Annotated in this window: 16 protein-coding genes; all 16 read right to left on the bottom strand. The window is 38.7% G+C overall.

Features of this window, described 5'->3' with window-relative positions; translation table 11 throughout:
- Positions 1-15 precede the first annotated feature (15 nt).
- The 16 genes from GL301_RS06965 to accC all read right to left on the bottom strand — a co-directional run bounded on the left by GL301_RS06965 (position 16) and on the right by accC (position 15,863).
- Complete coding sequence (locus GL301_RS06965) at positions 16-1,011, bottom strand: thiamine pyrophosphate-dependent dehydrogenase E1 component subunit alpha (protein WP_010958893.1); 996 nt, start codon at positions 1,009-1,011, stop codon at positions 16-18.
- Between the two features lie 24 nt (positions 1,012-1,035).
- Positions 1,036-2,463, bottom strand: coding sequence for a dihydrolipoyl dehydrogenase (gene lpdA / locus GL301_RS06960; RefSeq protein WP_003726257.1), 1,428 nt, complete (start codon positions 2,461-2,463; stop codon positions 1,036-1,038).
- Between the two features lie 14 nt (positions 2,464-2,477).
- On the bottom strand, positions 2,478-3,545 hold the full coding sequence (gene buk / locus GL301_RS06955) for a butyrate kinase (protein WP_003727472.1): 1,068 nt from the start codon (positions 3,543-3,545) through the stop codon (positions 2,478-2,480).
- Between the two features lie 136 nt (positions 3,546-3,681).
- On the bottom strand, positions 3,682-4,548 hold the full coding sequence (locus tag GL301_RS06950; protein WP_009918029.1) for a phosphate acyltransferase: 867 nt from the start codon (positions 4,546-4,548) through the stop codon (positions 3,682-3,684).
- A gap of 129 nt (positions 4,549-4,677) precedes the next feature.
- On the bottom strand, positions 4,678-6,369 hold the full coding sequence (gene recN / locus GL301_RS06945; protein ID WP_003738883.1) for a DNA repair protein RecN: 1,692 nt from the start codon (positions 6,367-6,369) through the stop codon (positions 4,678-4,680).
- Between the two features lie 22 nt (positions 6,370-6,391).
- Entirely contained in the window at positions 6,392-6,841 is a 450-nt protein-coding gene (gene ahrC / locus GL301_RS06940; RefSeq protein ID WP_003722493.1) for a transcriptional regulator AhrC/ArgR, read from the bottom strand.
- Between the two features lie 190 nt (positions 6,842-7,031).
- Positions 7,032-7,856: a TlyA family RNA methyltransferase gene (locus GL301_RS06935; RefSeq protein ID WP_003726253.1), complete on the bottom strand. Its 825-nt coding sequence runs from the start codon at positions 7,854-7,856 to the stop codon at positions 7,032-7,034.
- Complete coding sequence (gene dxs / locus GL301_RS06930) at positions 7,853-9,682, bottom strand: 1-deoxy-D-xylulose-5-phosphate synthase (protein ID WP_010958892.1); 1,830 nt, start codon at positions 9,680-9,682, stop codon at positions 7,853-7,855. The genes GL301_RS06935 and dxs overlap by 4 nt, the downstream gene beginning before the upstream one ends.
- Before the next feature lie 166 nt (positions 9,683-9,848).
- Positions 9,849-10,049 (bottom strand): cold-shock protein, encoded by a 201-nt coding sequence (locus tag GL301_RS06925; protein ID WP_003719639.1) that lies wholly within the window; start codon positions 10,047-10,049, stop codon positions 9,849-9,851.
- 198 nt (positions 10,050-10,247) lie between these two features.
- Entirely contained in the window at positions 10,248-11,129 is an 882-nt protein-coding gene (locus GL301_RS06920; RefSeq protein ID WP_003726251.1) for a polyprenyl synthetase family protein, read from the bottom strand.
- A gap of 2 nt (positions 11,130-11,131) precedes the next feature.
- Positions 11,132-11,359 (bottom strand): exodeoxyribonuclease VII small subunit, encoded by a 228-nt coding sequence (locus GL301_RS06915; RefSeq protein ID WP_003722489.1) that lies wholly within the window; start codon positions 11,357-11,359, stop codon positions 11,132-11,134.
- The gene (xseA, locus tag GL301_RS06910; RefSeq protein WP_003727476.1) at positions 11,349-12,701 is read right to left on the bottom strand and encodes an exodeoxyribonuclease VII large subunit; all 1,353 of its coding nucleotides are present in this window, start codon (positions 12,699-12,701) and stop codon (positions 11,349-11,351) included. The genes GL301_RS06915 and xseA overlap by 11 nt, the downstream gene beginning before the upstream one ends.
- A gap of 18 nt (positions 12,702-12,719) precedes the next feature.
- A complete protein-coding gene (gene folD, locus GL301_RS06905) occupies positions 12,720-13,574 on the bottom strand; it encodes a bifunctional methylenetetrahydrofolate dehydrogenase/methenyltetrahydrofolate cyclohydrolase FolD (protein ID WP_010958891.1) in 855 nt (284 codons plus the stop codon).
- Between the two features lie 96 nt (positions 13,575-13,670).
- On the bottom strand, positions 13,671-14,057 hold the full coding sequence (gene nusB, locus GL301_RS06900; protein WP_003722486.1) for a transcription antitermination factor NusB: 387 nt from the start codon (positions 14,055-14,057) through the stop codon (positions 13,671-13,673).
- Between the two features lie 30 nt (positions 14,058-14,087).
- On the bottom strand, positions 14,088-14,495 hold the full coding sequence (locus GL301_RS06895; protein WP_003722485.1) for an Asp23/Gls24 family envelope stress response protein: 408 nt from the start codon (positions 14,493-14,495) through the stop codon (positions 14,088-14,090).
- Positions 14,496-14,498: 3 nt separating this feature from the next.
- Positions 14,499-15,863, bottom strand: coding sequence for an acetyl-CoA carboxylase biotin carboxylase subunit (accC, locus tag GL301_RS06890; protein WP_003727477.1), 1,365 nt, complete (start codon positions 15,861-15,863; stop codon positions 14,499-14,501).
- Positions 15,864-15,876: the final 13 nt, after the last annotated feature.

Raw genomic sequence — 15,876 nt, 5'->3', positions numbered from 1 at the left:
CAAATTCCCTCCTAATCAGCTATTCGCTTCTTCATCATATACATATAGTAAAGATGATTCTGGTTCAGCGTATGCTGCACTTTCCGCGTAATCAGTTGCTTCGTTAACTTCTTTCGCAATACTTTTTTCGATTTCAGCGATTTTTTCTTCTGTTAAGTAACCTTCTTCGAGTAATTCTGCTTGGAAAATTTTCAGTGGATCTTTTCCTTTTGCTTCATCTACTTCTTCTCTGGAACGATAACTACTATCGTCATCATCGGAGGAGTGTGGTGTGAAGCGATAAGAGACTGTCTCAATTAAAGTAGGTCCCTCGCCGTTTCTTGCACGATCTGCTGCACGTTTAAATGCCGCATATACTTCTCCCATATTCGTTCCATCCACACGTTCACCAGGGATGCCGTAACCAATTGCTCGGTCAGATAGTTTTTCTGCGGCATATTGTTTCGATGCTGGAACGGAAATAGCATATTGGTTATTATGAATCACGAAAACAACTGGCAACTTATGTACAGATGCAAAGTTGATTCCTTCGTGGAAATCGCCTTGGTTAGAAGATCCTTCCCCAGTTGATGCATAAATCGCAATTTCGTCACCAGCCATTTTTGCTGCAAGACCAATTCCTGCTGCGTGCGGGAACTGGGTTGTTACGGGTGAACTTTGTGTAACGATTCGGTTTGATTTTTGGCCAAAATGAGCTGGCATTTGACGTCCGCCAGAGTTTGGATCTTCCGCTTTAGCGAACGCGGATAACATAATATCTTTCGCTGTCATCCCGAATGCTAACACCACTGCTAAATCACGGTAATATGGTAATGCATAATCTTTATCTAAATCAAAGGCAAACGCAGCGCCAATTTGTGCCGTTTCTTGTCCTTGTCCAGAAATGGTAAAAGGAATTTTCCCAGAACGGTTCAGCAACCACATACGTTCATCCAGTCTTCTTGCCATTAGCATCGTTTTATACATTTTAATTAATTTATCTTCTGTTAAACCTGCTTCTTTTAAAGTCATTTTTGTTCCTCCTTTAAAGCTGTATTAACCGTGAATTGCATTGCCATCCACAGCAAGGGCAGCTTCTCTAAAACTTTCTGATAAAGTTGGGTGCGGGTGAATGGTGTTACCCACTTCCCACGGCGTTGCATTTAAAACTTGTGCTAAAGCGGCTTCGCTAATCATGTCCGTTACGTGCGGTCCAATCATGCTAACGCCTAGGATATCGTCTGTTTTTTTATCTGCAATAATTTTAATGAAGCCATCTGACTCTCCGTAAACGAGTGCTTTCCCGATACCACGGAAGAAAAATTTGCCTTTTTTCACTTCATAACCACGTTCTTTTGCTTGTTCTTCTGTGATACCGACACTTGCGATTTCTGTAGAAGTATAAATACAGCGAGGAACTAAGTCGTAGTCAAGTTTTTCAGCCACTTTTCCGGCAATATGGTTGGCTGCAATCGTTCCTTCTTCCATCGCAACGTGCGCAAGTTGGATTGTTGGAATGCAATCACCAATCGCGTAGATATGGCTTTCTTTTGTTTGATAAAAATCATTTACTTGGATAAAGCCGTTTTCGGTCGCGATATCCGTGTTTTGCAAACCGATATTTTCTGTATTAGCTGAACGACCGACAGAAACGAGAATTTTGTCTGCTGCGAAAGTTTGCTCTTCGCCTTTAATAATTGCTTTAATTTCCACACCAGTATCCGTTTTTTTATAACTAGCTGCTTGAACTTCAGCAGATGTATGCATGATTAATTTTTTCTTTTTATAAAGTCTTGCTAATTCTTTAGCTACTTCTTTATCTTCTGTTGGCAAAATTCGATCTGCATATTCTAGCACGGTAACTTCTACGCCAAAATCATGCATCATCGAAGCCCATTCCATCCCGATAACTCCACCGCCAACGATAATAATTGATTTTGGTAAAGTTTCTAGGTTTAGCGCACCGTCAGATGATAAAACATTTTCTTCATCAATGCTTAAACCATTTAATGTGCGCGGTTTGGAGCCTGTCGCGATAATTAAATTTTTAGGAATGAGCATTTCATTTTCAGAGCCATCTTCAAATTCGACTGAAACTGTTCCAGCTGTTGGTGAAAAAATAGATGGTCCTAAAATAGTTCCCGTTCCAACAAACAAGTCAATTTTCCCTTGTTTAAATAATTGGTGAATACCTTTTTCTAATTGATCTACGATTGCTTGTTTTCTTTCTTGTGCTTGTAAAAAATTGATTCCGGCAGTTCCTTCTACAGAAATACCAAATTCACTTGCTTTTTTTACTGTTTGCAGAACTTCCGCTGAACGTAATAACGCTTTCGTTGGAATACATCCACGATGAAGACACGTTCCACCAACTTTCCCTTTTTCAACGACGGCTACTTTCTGGCCATTCTTAGCTGCTTGAATTGCTGCGACGTAACCGCCAGTTCCTCCGCCAAGAATAACGACATCATATTCTGTTGCCACATTATCTCCTCCTTTTAGTACTCTTTTTCTTTCTCAAGACCAGCGAGCACACGTTGCACACCGCTATTTAATGCTTCTAATTCGTCTTCTCCGGGTTCTATAATCACACTGGTTATCCAGTTTGTTTGCTCAATAATTTTGTTTGTAAAAAGTTCACTTCTAGCAAGGCCACCAGTTAAAATTATGGCGTCAACTTTACCTTGCAATACAACGGAACATGCGCCAATTTCTTTGCTAACTTGATAAGCCATTGCATCAAAAGCTTCGATAGCTTTCACGTCACCTGCTTGTACTTTAGCTTCCACCTCGAGCATGCTGTTAGTTCCTAAATATGAAATCATCCCACCACGACCAACAATCAGTTCATGCAATTCGCGTTTTGTCCATTTACCGCTAAAACATGCTTCTAGAAAATCATTCATCGGTAAAGAACCAGAACGTTCCGGACTAAAAGGTCCGTCCCCATCTAAGGCATTATTCACATCCACCGCTTTTCCTTGTCGATGAGCGGCAACTGAAATTCCACCGCCAAGATGCGCGATAACAAAATTCATTTTTTCATAATCTTTTCCTAGCTCTTTGGCTATTTTCCGACCTGCTGCTTTATGATTTAATGCATGAAAAATACTTTTTCTAGCAATGAAGGCATTGCCAGATATCCTTGCAATTTCCTGCATTTCATCCACGACAACCGGATCCACAATAAAACTAGGTATTGTCAGTTCATCTGCTAATTTTTTTGCAAGCAGTGCCCCTAAATTTGAGGCATGCTCTCCGTATTTATTTTCTTTTAAATCATCTATCATTTTTTCTGTAACCATATATGTACCGCCGGCAACTGGTCGAAGTAAGCCCCCTCTTCCAACTACCGCTTGTAATTTCTTTACATCATAACCATGTGCATCCATCACTCGACGTAGAACTTGCCACCTAAAATCAAATTGTTCCTGTACGTTATTAAAGTCGGCTAGTTCTTGCATTGTATGTCTGACAGTTTCTTCAAAAAGTACTTTATCGCCTTGGTAAACAGCGAGTTTGGTAGACGTGGAACCAGGATTTATGGTTAAAACATCAAAAGACATTTGCTTTCCTCCAAATTTAATTGTGAAAAATGCGGTAGGTTATCATTTTCCCATGGACTATTGTAACACGTAGGCTGTAATCAAATAAAAGCCTTTGCATTCAGATTGTTAAAGTCCGTCTATTCACATTATTTCATCATTTCTCAACTAGTCTTACAGTTAGTATGAATGAAGCTAATTTGTTTTCCGGTGAATCATTTCTTGAGGAAATGACAATAGGTACTTTTGCCCCGACCACTGCACTACCTACTTTAGCTCCAGCAAAGTAGACTAATGATTTATAAAGTGCATTTCCTGTTTCAATATTAGGAGCAATTAATATGTCTGCTTCTCCCGCTGAACTATCCGTAATTCCTTTATGGAGAGCCGCTTCTTTGGAAATAGCTACATCGAGAGCTAGCGGACCCGAGACGGCTATTGTGTTATCAAAATGCTGCACTACTTCCTGTGCTTCTACTGTGGATGGCATTTTTGCTGTCACTTCTTCCACCGCACTAAGTAACGCAATTTTAGGATTAGCGATGCCGATTTGATGCGCTACGGCTATGGCATTTTCTGTGATAGCAATTTTATCTTTTGTTTTTGGCGCTACGTTCATCGCACAATCAGTTATCAATAATGGTTTGTGATACGTTGGAATATCGAAAATGGCAATTTGACTCAATAATTGATCTGTACGAAGGCCATTTTCTTTTTTTAATACGTGATGCATCAATGTGGCGGTTGGAATGAATCCTTTTACTAAAATATCTGCTTCTTTATTTTTTACCGCTAAAATGGCGCCTTGTGCTGCGGCTTCAGCGGTATCTGTTTGAATCCATGTAACGTTTTCATTCGCGGTTAACGTTTTGTCTTCCTTCTTGCCAAATAAAAGAAATTTACCTAAATTTTGGTTTAATGCAAGACGAATCGTTTCGAGCACAACTTCATCATCTGCTCCTGCTACGGCGAAAACAAATGAACTTGTTTCTATTACATCTGAAAAAAATCTACTTTTTGTCATAAAAATAACTCCTTTATCGCACAAAAAAGCCGCATTTCGAATTAGTAGTTGTTTTTATGACCAGGTAATAATTTTCTACCTTATTCATTTTAAGCAAAAACTATTCGATATGCAAGCAATTTCGTTTTTTTAATACGTTTGTTTTACTTTTTCCGCTTGTTCAATCATTTCTTTTGCATGTTGTTTGGTTAATTCGGTGACTTCTATTCCAGCAATCATTCGACTGATTTCTTCTACTTTCTCTTCCCCTTTAAGCACTGTAACGGAAGTTGTTGTCCGTTTGTTTTGGACTTTTTTCGTAATGTAGTAGTGATGGTTCGCCATTGCTGCAACTTGAGGTAAGTGACTAATGCATAGTACTTGCGAGCCAACTGAAACAGCATAAATTTTTTCTGCAATCGCTTGACCAACGCGACCACTTACACCAGTATCTACTTCATCGAAAATAATCGAGGTGATACCTTGGTGCCTAGAAAAAATGGTTTTTAATGCTAACATCATTCTAGATAACTCTCCACCAGAAGCGATTTTTGCTAATGGTTTTAAAGGTTCACCCGGGTTTGTTGACATATAGAAAACGACGCTATCTTGCCCTGAATCTGTTAGTTCCATTTTGTTTGCTTCGAAGCGTACACTAAAAATGGCTTTCTCCATATATAAGTGATTTAATTCTTGTTTGATTTGTTTTTCTAATGTAACAGCCGCTTTTTTACGGATTTCCGTTAGTGTATTTGCTTGTTTTGTTAGTTCTGCTTTAAGTGTTGCTAATTTGGTCTCTAAATGCCCGACATGTGATTCACTATCTGTCAGTTTTTCCATTTCGCTGCTTATTTCTTGTTCGTATTGAATGATATCTTCAATTGTTTTACCATATTTGCGTTTTAATTGGTTTAAATCATTCAAACGTGATTCAATTTGATTCAGTTCTTCTGGTTGGAATTCGAGCTGATCTAGTGATTGCCTAATTTGGCTCATGCTATCTTCTAACATATAGTAACTAGAAGAAATGGCCTCACTAACCGCTTTATAATCCGTATGAATACTCGCCGCTGCCTCCATTTGACGCATTGCTTCTCCAACAAATTCCAGCCCACCAGGCTCACCTTGAATCGCGGCATAAGCTCCTTGTAAATTTTCGTTAAGTTTTTCAAAATTGGCTAAGATATTTTTTTGTTCTAACAAGCGATCTTCTTCACCAGCTTGCAAATTGGCATTTTCAATTTCCTGTTGTTGAAAACGGAGCATATCCAGACGTTGCGCTAATTCCCGCTCATTTTTCGTCCAATTTTGCCACTCTTTCTCGATTGTTTGATATTCTTTGAAATTAGTTTGGTACTTGGTTAGTGCTGGCTTGATTTTGTCAGAAGCGAAACGATCAAGTAATGACAAATGAAACTCCTCATTCATCAATTCCTGATGTTCATGCTGACTATGGATATCTATTAATTTCGAGCCAATTTGACGCAAGAGAACGGTAGTTACAAGTTTGCCATTAATTCGGCAACTATTTTTCCCCGAGCGAAACAGGCTGCGTTCTAGTACAACCATATCATCCGAAGCATCTATCCCATTTTCAATTAACGCATTTCGGCAAGCAAGGTTATCCTCTGCTAGCGCAAAAAGCCCTTGAAGTTCTAAACGTTCTTCTCCATGACGGATAAAATCAGCTGACCCGCGTCCGCCAACAAGAAGACCAAGCGCATCAATAATAATTGATTTACCAGCGCCGGTCTCCCCCGTAAGTACCGTCATCCCTTCTTGAAAAGTTAAAGAAAGCGATTCGATGATAGCAAAGTTTTTAATTGTCATTTCTTGAAGCAAAATCTTTCACCTCCAACAAATTTTAAAGCATATCTATAAAACGATCTGTTAATGTTTTCGCATTTTCTTCCGAGCGACAAATAATTAAACAAGTGTCATCTCCACAAATAGTTCCGGCTTTTTCCGGCCAGTCCAAGTTATCGATTAATGCACCAACCGAGTTTCCATTTCCTGGCATTACTTTTAAAATAATCATAAATTGCACGTTATCAATGCCAATAAAGCAATCAATCAAAGCGCGTTTTAATTTTTGATGTGGGTTAAAACTATTATCGGCAGGTAGACTGTATTTGTAACCACCTGTTTGTGTTGGAACTTTGACAAGATGAAGTTCTTTAATATCACGGGAAACAGTTGCCTGGGTGACTTTAACATCGCGTTCTAACAGAAGTTCTACTAAATCTTCTTGCGTGTCAATCTCATTGGATGTAATCAATTCTCGAATAATAATATGACGATGACCTTTATTCATTCCTTCTTCACCTCACGATAATTTTCTACTTACATCTTATCCGAAAAAACGCATAAAGTCACGGATTTAGTGCAAATTTATGCAAGAAAAGTTTCTTTAATACTTTATACATAGGTAATACATTGCAAAATGAGCCAAAACAGCATGATAAAAGCAAAAACCGGAAAACATCACTGCTTTCCGGTATACATTATTTATCTAATTTTGTATGCGCTTTTGTGATAAGTTTCGCAATCGCATTTGGTTCCAAATGATTAGTTCCAGTTTCCCCACCAGTCCATTTAAGATGCGCGATAAATTCGATGTTTCCTTCTCCACCTGTAATAGGTGAAAAATCAAGTCCCATCAAATCATAACCATTATCGAGCGCAAATTGAACAATATGTTCAACTACCGATTCATGTACTGCTGGATCACGAATAATCCCTTTTTTACCGACTTGCTCTCGACCTGCTTCAAATTGTGGTTTGATAAGTGTCATCACATCGCCACCGGTTACAAGCACAGTTCTAAGTACTGGTAAAATTAGTTTGAGTGAAATAAAGGATACATCAATCGTTGCAAAATCTGCTAAACCTTCGGAAAAATCAGCTGGCGTTACATGACGGAAATTAGTTCTTTCCATCACAGTGACGCGATCATCGTTGCGCAGTTTCCATGCAAGCTGATTATAGCCAACATCGAGCGCATAAGAGTGTCTTGCCCCATTTTGTAAAGCGCAGTCTGTAAAACCACCAGTTGATGCTCCGATATCCAGCATAAGTTTATCTTTCACTTCGAAATCAAATACTTGCAATGCTTTTTCTAGCTTTAATCCACCGCGACTAACATAAGGCATTTGCTTTCCTTTTACTTGAAGTTCGCTATCAATAGGGATTTTTTCTCCAGGTTTATCTACACGTTCTTCTTTCCGATAAACAATTCCCGCCATAATTGCACGTTTTGCCTTTTCTCTTGTTTCAAATAGTCCTTGTTCTACTAGCAGAATATCTGCGCGTTCTTTTTTTATTGTCATAGTCTCTTCGCCCTTAACTTCCCGCTTTGTGCGAGCATTTCTTTTATTTTTAATACTATTCCAGTTGTTGATATGCCAAATGATTCCAAAATTATGGATACAGAACCATGGCTAATAAATTCGTCTGGTAAACCGATTCGATGCATTACAACATCGCTATAATTACTCGCTTCTATAAATTCTAACACACTCGCACCAAATCCACCTTTTAATAGTGATTCTTCTACTGTTAAAATGGGAATTTTTTGCTTTAAGATTTGGTGTAAAAGTGCTTCGTCTAACGGTTTAATATAGCGCGCATTAATTACTCCAACGTGGTATCCTTCTAACTCTAATTGTTCAGCTGCTTTTAGCGCTAGCCGGATGGTAGGGCCAAAGGTTAAAATAACAGCATCAATCGGCTGAATGATTGTTTCCCACTTTCCGATTGGTATAAGCGTATTAGACTCAGCTACCTGCGCACCAGGAGCTTCGCCGCGTGGATAGCGGATCGCAAAGGGCCCATCATTATACGAAAACGCAGTATCCATTAATTGTCTAGCTTCCACTTCATCTTTCGGCATGCTAATAGTCATGTTTGGAATACTATTTAAAAATGAAATATCAAAGATACCTTGATGTGTTTCGCCATCAGCGCCAACAAGCCCGGCCCGGTCAATCCCAATGACCACATTCAACTTTTGCCGGCAAACATCATGAACTAACTGATCATAGGCTCTTTGTAAAAAAGTGGAATAAATAGTAAGGAACGGTTTCATCCCTTGTGTTGCTAGCCCCGCTGCCATTGTTGTCGCATGCTGTTCCGCAATCCCAACATCAAAAAAGCGTTCTGGGAAAGCTTTCGCAAATTTTTCTAATTTAGAGCCAACAGGCATTGCCGGAGTTATCGCAACAATCCGTTCATCCTTTTCTGCCAAACGTATTAATTCATTGCTAATAACTGAACTCCATGACGCTGCACGCTTAGCCGGCTTAATAAAGCTACCTGTTTCGACTTTATAAGGTCCTGTACCATGCCAGGTGCCACGAGAGTCTAATTCGGCCGGTTGATACCCTTTGCCTTTTTTTGTAACGATATGGAGCAGTACAGGCCCTTTTGTGCGTTTTGCTAATTCCAAGTTAGTAATAACCTCTTCTATATCATGCCCATTAATTGGGCCCAAATACATAAACCCAAGCTCTTCAAAAAAAGTACCATCGACTTTAGCTTTTGTTTGCTTAAATGTATCAGAGGTCCTTAATTTTCCAAGTATGTTGTGGATTGCTCCCACGTTTGGCGCTATCGACATATCATTATCATTTAAAATAACTATCATATCTTTTCCCATATCGCCTATATGATTCAAAGCCTCTAAAGCCATGCCACCTGTTAAGGCGCCATCACCGATTATCGGAATAACATAAAATTCTTCCTTTTTAATATCTCTCGCAATAACCATCCCGGCTGCAGCAGACAAAGAAGTTGAGCTGTGCCCCGTTTCAAATACATCATGAATAGATTCTTTCCGCTTTGGAAATCCATCTAATCCCCCGTGCTCACGTAAAGTACCAAATTGGCTCGCCCTTCCAGTTAGGATTTTGTGCACATATGACTGGTGACCAACATCCCAAATAAATTTATCTTTTGGACTATTAAAAGAATAATGCAACGCAATCGTTAGTTCTACCACACCAAGATTCGGACCAATATGCCCACCTGATTTAGAAGTAGAAGTAATTAAAAAAGCGCGAATATCTGCCGCAAGTGCTTCTAATTCTTGTATATCCAATTGCTTCATAAAGGAAGGATCCTTTATTTTTAAAAGATCCAAATAAAAACAACTCACTTTCCAAAGAGCCACTTGCATGAATGTGTGCAAGGTCTTTTTTCTCAATTAATTGTTCTTATTATAGCAAACAATCACCATTAAACCAAACAAGGTAAAATAATTTTAGGCAAATAAAAAAGCAAATCACCGAAATGATTTGCTTTTTCTTATTCAAAAAATAGAATTACGCTTTTTGAACGTTAGCTGCTTGAGGTCCGCGTTGGCCTTCTTCAACGTCGAAAGTTACTGCTTGACCTTCGTCTAAAGATTTGAATCCGTCGCCTTGGATAGCGCTGAAATGTACGAATACATCGTCACCGTTTTCGCGTTCGATAAAACCAAATCCTTTTTCTGCGTTAAACCATTTTACTGTACCTTGTTCCATGTTCATGTTCCTCCTCGTGTGTTATGCACACTAATTATTTACTATTCTTGCTTAACGGCACGAGATGGAAAGTTGTTCACAATCGTATCTTTCACCCACAAAAATAATCTTACATTAGTATAACACGGTATTTTAGGAAAAGCAAATCAATTTGAATTATATATGTGAAAAAAATTTGAAATTACTAGATAATTATGATTAATTTTCTCTAAGTGCGATTAAATCAGCAAGTTTCAAGAGAATTTCATCATCAAAATCATGCCCTGAAAGCGCTGACTTTGCAATCGCAACATGCTCATTTAATGCCCTTTTGGCACCATCAAGCGTGAGTAATCCGGGATAGGTACTTTTGTTCAGAAAAGCGTCGACCCCTGTCTTTTTACCCATTTTTGTTTCATCACCAATAACATCTAAAATATCGTCACTGATTTGGAATCCAATCCCAATATTTTCCGCAAAAATCCGTAATCTTTTCGTTTGTTCTGGGTCAGCTTCTGCAATTTTCGCAGCAGAAGTTACGGCAAAAATTAATAATTCGCCTGTTTTCCGTGCATGGATGGATGATAGTTCTTCTAATGTCACTTGTTTGTTTTCTGCCTCCATATCTGCAAGTTGACCGCCAACCATTCCTTCTGCACCACTACTAAAACTAATTTGATTAATCAAAGCTATGCGTGTTTCAAAAGATAAATTTTCGTCTTCCGCTAAAATAGAAAAAGCAAGCGTTAGTAAAGCGTCTCCTGCCAAAATCGCAGTTGCATCCCCAAAAACTTTATGATTAGTATATTTGCCGCGACGATAGTCATCGTTATCCATTGCTGGTAAATCATCATGGATCAGGCTATACGTATGAATCATTTCTAATGCCGTTGCTGTTTTCACACCTAAAAGCGGATTTACTTTTAAGGCTTGAAGTGTAGCAAAAACTAGCATGGGACGAATCCGTTTTCCACCTGCTTGAACAGAATATAACATGGACTCTTTTAGTCTAGGTTCGATATTTCGCTCGCTTATTTCTTTAAAAAGCGACTCATCAATCACTTTTTTATATTGTTCTAGAAAAAGGGTTAAATCTTGCAAATTTATTCACCATCCGCTTCAAAAGGAATTTCTTCTCCTGCATCTGTGACTACTTTTGCCATTCGTTTTTCTGCTGATTGTAATTTATCTTGGCACAATTTTGTTAGTTCGATTCCTTTTTGGTACATATCGAGAGAATCTTCAAGTGAGGCACTACCATTTTCGAGTGCTTCTACGATTGTTTCTAATTCTGCAATTGCTTCTTCAAAAGTTTTCTTTTTAGTTGCCACTTATATCTTCCTCCTTCGCGGTAATGAGTGCCTCTATCTGTCCGCCTTGCATTTTCACTTGGATATTATCGCCGACTTCAAGCTCCTGCACTGATTTAACCAGCATATTCTCTTTATACGTTACACCAAATCCTCGTTTCAATAAAGAAAGAGGACTCAGATGTTCTAGCGCATCTATTTGCCGAAAGAAAGATTGTTGTTTGTCTTTCAAAAGTTGTTTCATCGCTTTTTCTAATGCTTGAAGTCGTAGTGCCATCTGTTCTTTTTGTAGTTCAATTTCTTTATTCGGATGGTAATAATGTAGGCGATCATTTAATCGGTCAAAAACTGTTTGCTTAACAAATATTTGTTTAGAAAAAGCATTATTTAATCGTTCGGAAAAATAATCTGTACGTTCCATTTGCTGTTCTAATTGATGTTTCGGACCATTTAAAATCAAGTGTTGTTTAAGTTGCTCTAGTGACCGTTCTTTTCTTTCTAATGCTTGTCTGGTGACTGCGAGCAAGCGGTATTTACGTTCTGCTAATCGTTCTTCTAAATCGCGATAATCTGGAACAGCAAGTTCTGCCGCCGCAGTTGGCGTTGCGGCTCGTACATCTGCAGAAAAATCACTTAACGCAAAATCAGTTTCATGTCCGACCGCTGAAATTACAGGTACATCGGAATCATATACTGCTCGAACAACAGGTTCTTCATTAAAAGCCCATAGTTCTTCAAGCGAACCACCACCACGCCCAATAATCATAACATCAATATCATTTCGCTGATTAATCTTGCCAATGTTTTCGACAATTTTTTGAGCCGCTTTCTCCCCTTGAACAATAGTTGGATAAACAATCACTTCCACAGAAGGCATTCTTCGATGAATGGTGGTTAGTATATCACGAACAGCCGCACCAGTTTTGGACGTAACGACAGCGACTTTGGACGGGAAAGAAGGAAGCACTTTTTTATGCGTTTCCGCAAAAAGCCCTTCCTTTTCCAATTGCGATTTTAATTGCTCTAATTGAATATAAAGCGCTCCGACGCCATCTGGTTCCATATGTTCTGCATAGAACTGATAGCGACCAGCTTTTGTAAATACGCCAATTCGTCCTGTGATAAGGACATTCATACCATCTTCTGGGACAAAACCAATTTTTTGAACTGCTTTGTGAAACATGACAGAACGAAGCATCGCAAATTCATCTTTTACCGTAAAATATAGATGTCCACTCGCTGGTTGTTTTAAATTAGAAATTTCACCGCGCACAAAAACTTGCTTCATGTAGGGATCTACTTCAAACTTTTTTTCGATATATTTGGTTATTGCTGCTACCGTCAAATATTTATCTTGCTCCATCATTTCACATCCAATTAATCAATTCATTTTCCAAATGCGTTTTGCTGCTTTTAATGTGTTCGCAAGTAGCATTGTGATTGTCATCGGGCCAACGCCACCTGGTACCGGCGTGATAAATCCTGCTTCTTCTACCACATCATCAAAGTCCACATCACCGCATAACTTATTATTTTCGTCGCGATCCATGCCAACATCAATAACAACCGCACCTGGTTTGATATAGTCTTTTTTCACAAATTTAGCTAAACCTGTTGCTACAACAAGAATATCCGCTTCTTTCGCTACTTGTGGTAAATCTTTTGTACGGCTATGCGCAATGGTTACTGTCGCGTTTTCAATTAACAGTAATTGAGCTACTGGTTTCCCTACGATGTTACTTCTACCAATAACAACAGCGCGTTTGCCTTCTATTTGAGTGCCGGTCGATTTTATAAGTTCAATAATTCCTGCTGGTGTACAAGGAACAAAAGAATCTTTTCCGATGAATAAATTACCTACATTCACTGGATGGAAACCGTCAACATCTTTGTCATAGCTAATAGTATCAATTACTTTTTCTTCTGAAATGTGTTCTGGTAGTGGTAACTGCACGAGTATGCCATGAATAGTTTTATCTTCGTTAAGCTCCTCTACAACAGATAGTAATTTTTCTTCTGTTACATTTTCTGGAAGTTCAATTAAAACGGATTTCATCCCCGCTTCTTCTGTCCGTTTTTGTTTATTTCTTACATATGTACGAGATGCTTGATTGTCGCCAACGAGCACAACAGCAAGCCCTGGTTTCTTACCTTCTTTTACTAATTCAGCTACTTCTCTTGTTACTTTTTCTTGAATTTCTTTTGCTAACTTTTTGCCATCAATAATTTCTCCCATGAGTATTGCCCCCTTTAAAAATAAGTTGCACGTAATTATTCTTAAAAAATCACGAAATAAGGGAGTGCAAGAGATTTCCCTTGCACTCAATCAAGCTTATTTATCTTCCGGTGCAATATTAGCAAGTACGCCATTAATAAATTTACTTGATTTTTCATCACTGTAAATTTTTGCAATTTCGATGGATTCATTCAAACTAACTCTATTTGGCACATCATCCAAGTACTTAATTTCATAGACACTTAGTCGAAGTAAGGATAGATCGACTTTACTCAAACGATCCATGCGCCAATTATCTAAATTAGGCTCAATGATAGCATCAATTTCAGCTTTATTCGCCATTACGCCTTCGACTAATTTTTCCATATAGTCGTCTTGCTCGTCTTCCATGATGTTTTTAATAGCTTGATCTAGCGACATTTCGTTTAGCTCTATTTGGAATAGTGCTTGAAGTGCTTTCTCGCGCGCTTCTCTTCTTTTCATGTTAAAGCTGCTCCTTTTGTTCCTTGAATTTTATAGCTCAAAATCATCGAAGGAAAGTGTTTCTGTTTTTTCAAATTGTACACCAACGATATGAACGTTGATTTCAAGTACATTTAAACCAGTCATATTAAAAATGGTATCTCTGACAGCATCTTGAATATTTTGAGCAACAAGTGGAATAGTTGCGCCAAATAAGACTGAACAATAAAGTTCGATTAGAATTCCTTCTTCGGTTAGTTCTACTTTTACGCCCTTACGGTAGTTTACAGCACCACTGAATTTCTCACGCATTTCTGTTGCAAAGCCACCTTGCATATAAGCAACATTTTCAATTTCACTTGCAGCAAGTCCAGCAATTACGCCGATTACTTCAGGTGCAATCTCAATTTTGCCAAGCGGTGCATCATTTTGTTTACGCAAATCTTTTGTATAAGCCATTATTTAGCCCTCCTTAGAAAGATTCATTACATCGTTTTGCTCCAAGAATTTGGTATTGAAGTCGCCTGATAAAAACACATCATTATCTAATACACGTAAATGGAACGGAATCGTTGAAGGAATGCCATCAATGGCAAATTCGGACAACGCACGTTTCATTTTTTGAATCACTTCTTCCCGTGTTTCCGCATAACAGATTACTTTGGCAATCATCGAATCATAGTATGGTGGGATTTTGTAGTTTGGATATGCTGCTGAGTCAATTCGAACACCTAAGCCACCTGGAGGAAGATAAAATTTAATTTCACCTGGAGCTGGCATAAAGTTTTTCTCTGGATTTTCAGCGTTAATTCGACATTCCATCGCCCAACCTGTTAATTTCACATCTGCTTGTTTAATTTGTAGTTCTTCCCCAGAAGCAACTAGAAATTGTTGTTTCACTAAATCAACACCAGTAACAAGCTCGGTTACCGGGTGTTCTACTTGGATACGCGTATTCATTTCCATAAAGTAAAAATTATTTTCATGGTGATCGAAAATGAATTCAATCGTTCCTGCGCCAGAATAATTCACGGCTTTGGCAGCTTTAACAGCAGCTTTTCCCATTTTTTGGCGAGTTTTTTCATCAATGGCAGGTGATGGTGATTCTTCAATTAGCTTTTGTAAGCGACGTTGAATACTACAATCACGTTCTCCTAAATGAATAACGTTACCATGGTTATCAGCAAGCACTTGAATTTCTACATGGCGGAAATCTTGAATATACTTTTCTAAGTAAACGCCAGGATCACCAAATGCGGCTTCGGCTTCTTGTTGGGTAGTTTGAATGCCAGAAATTAATTTTTCTTCATTTTCTGCTACACGGATACCTTTACCGCCACCGCCAGCTGTTGCTTTAATGATAACCGGATAACCGATTTTCTTAGCGATTTTTTTGCCATCTTCTACATCCTTAACGATTCCCTGCGAACCAGGAACGATTGGAACACCTGCTTTACGCATCGTTTCGCGAGCAACATCTTTTGTTCCCATTTGCGAAATAGCGGAAGCACTTGGTCCGATAAAAGTAATATTACAGTCTTCGCATAACTCCGCGAAATCTGCATTTTCGGCTAAGAAACCATAGCCTGGGTGAATAGCATCACAGTTCGTTAAAACTGCAAGACTAATAATGTTGGACATATTTAAATAACTATCTTTTGTTGCTGCGGGACCTACACAATAAGCTTCATCCGCCAGCTGAATATGTAGCGCTTCTTTATCTGCTTCCGAATAAATCGCCACTGTCTCCACTCCAAGTTCTTTTGCAGCGCGAATGATACGGACAGCGATTTCTCCACGGTTCGCTACCAGTACTTTTTTAATCATGTTTTTCGACCCC

Origin of the sequence: Listeria sp. LM90SB2 (assembly GCF_028867355.1) — a bacterium.
Lineage (GTDB): Bacteria > Bacillota > Bacilli > Lactobacillales > Listeriaceae > Listeria > Listeria monocytogenes_B.
The sequence above is the reverse complement of the archived record's forward strand: the minus strand, read 5'-3'. Positions and strand labels throughout refer to the sequence as shown.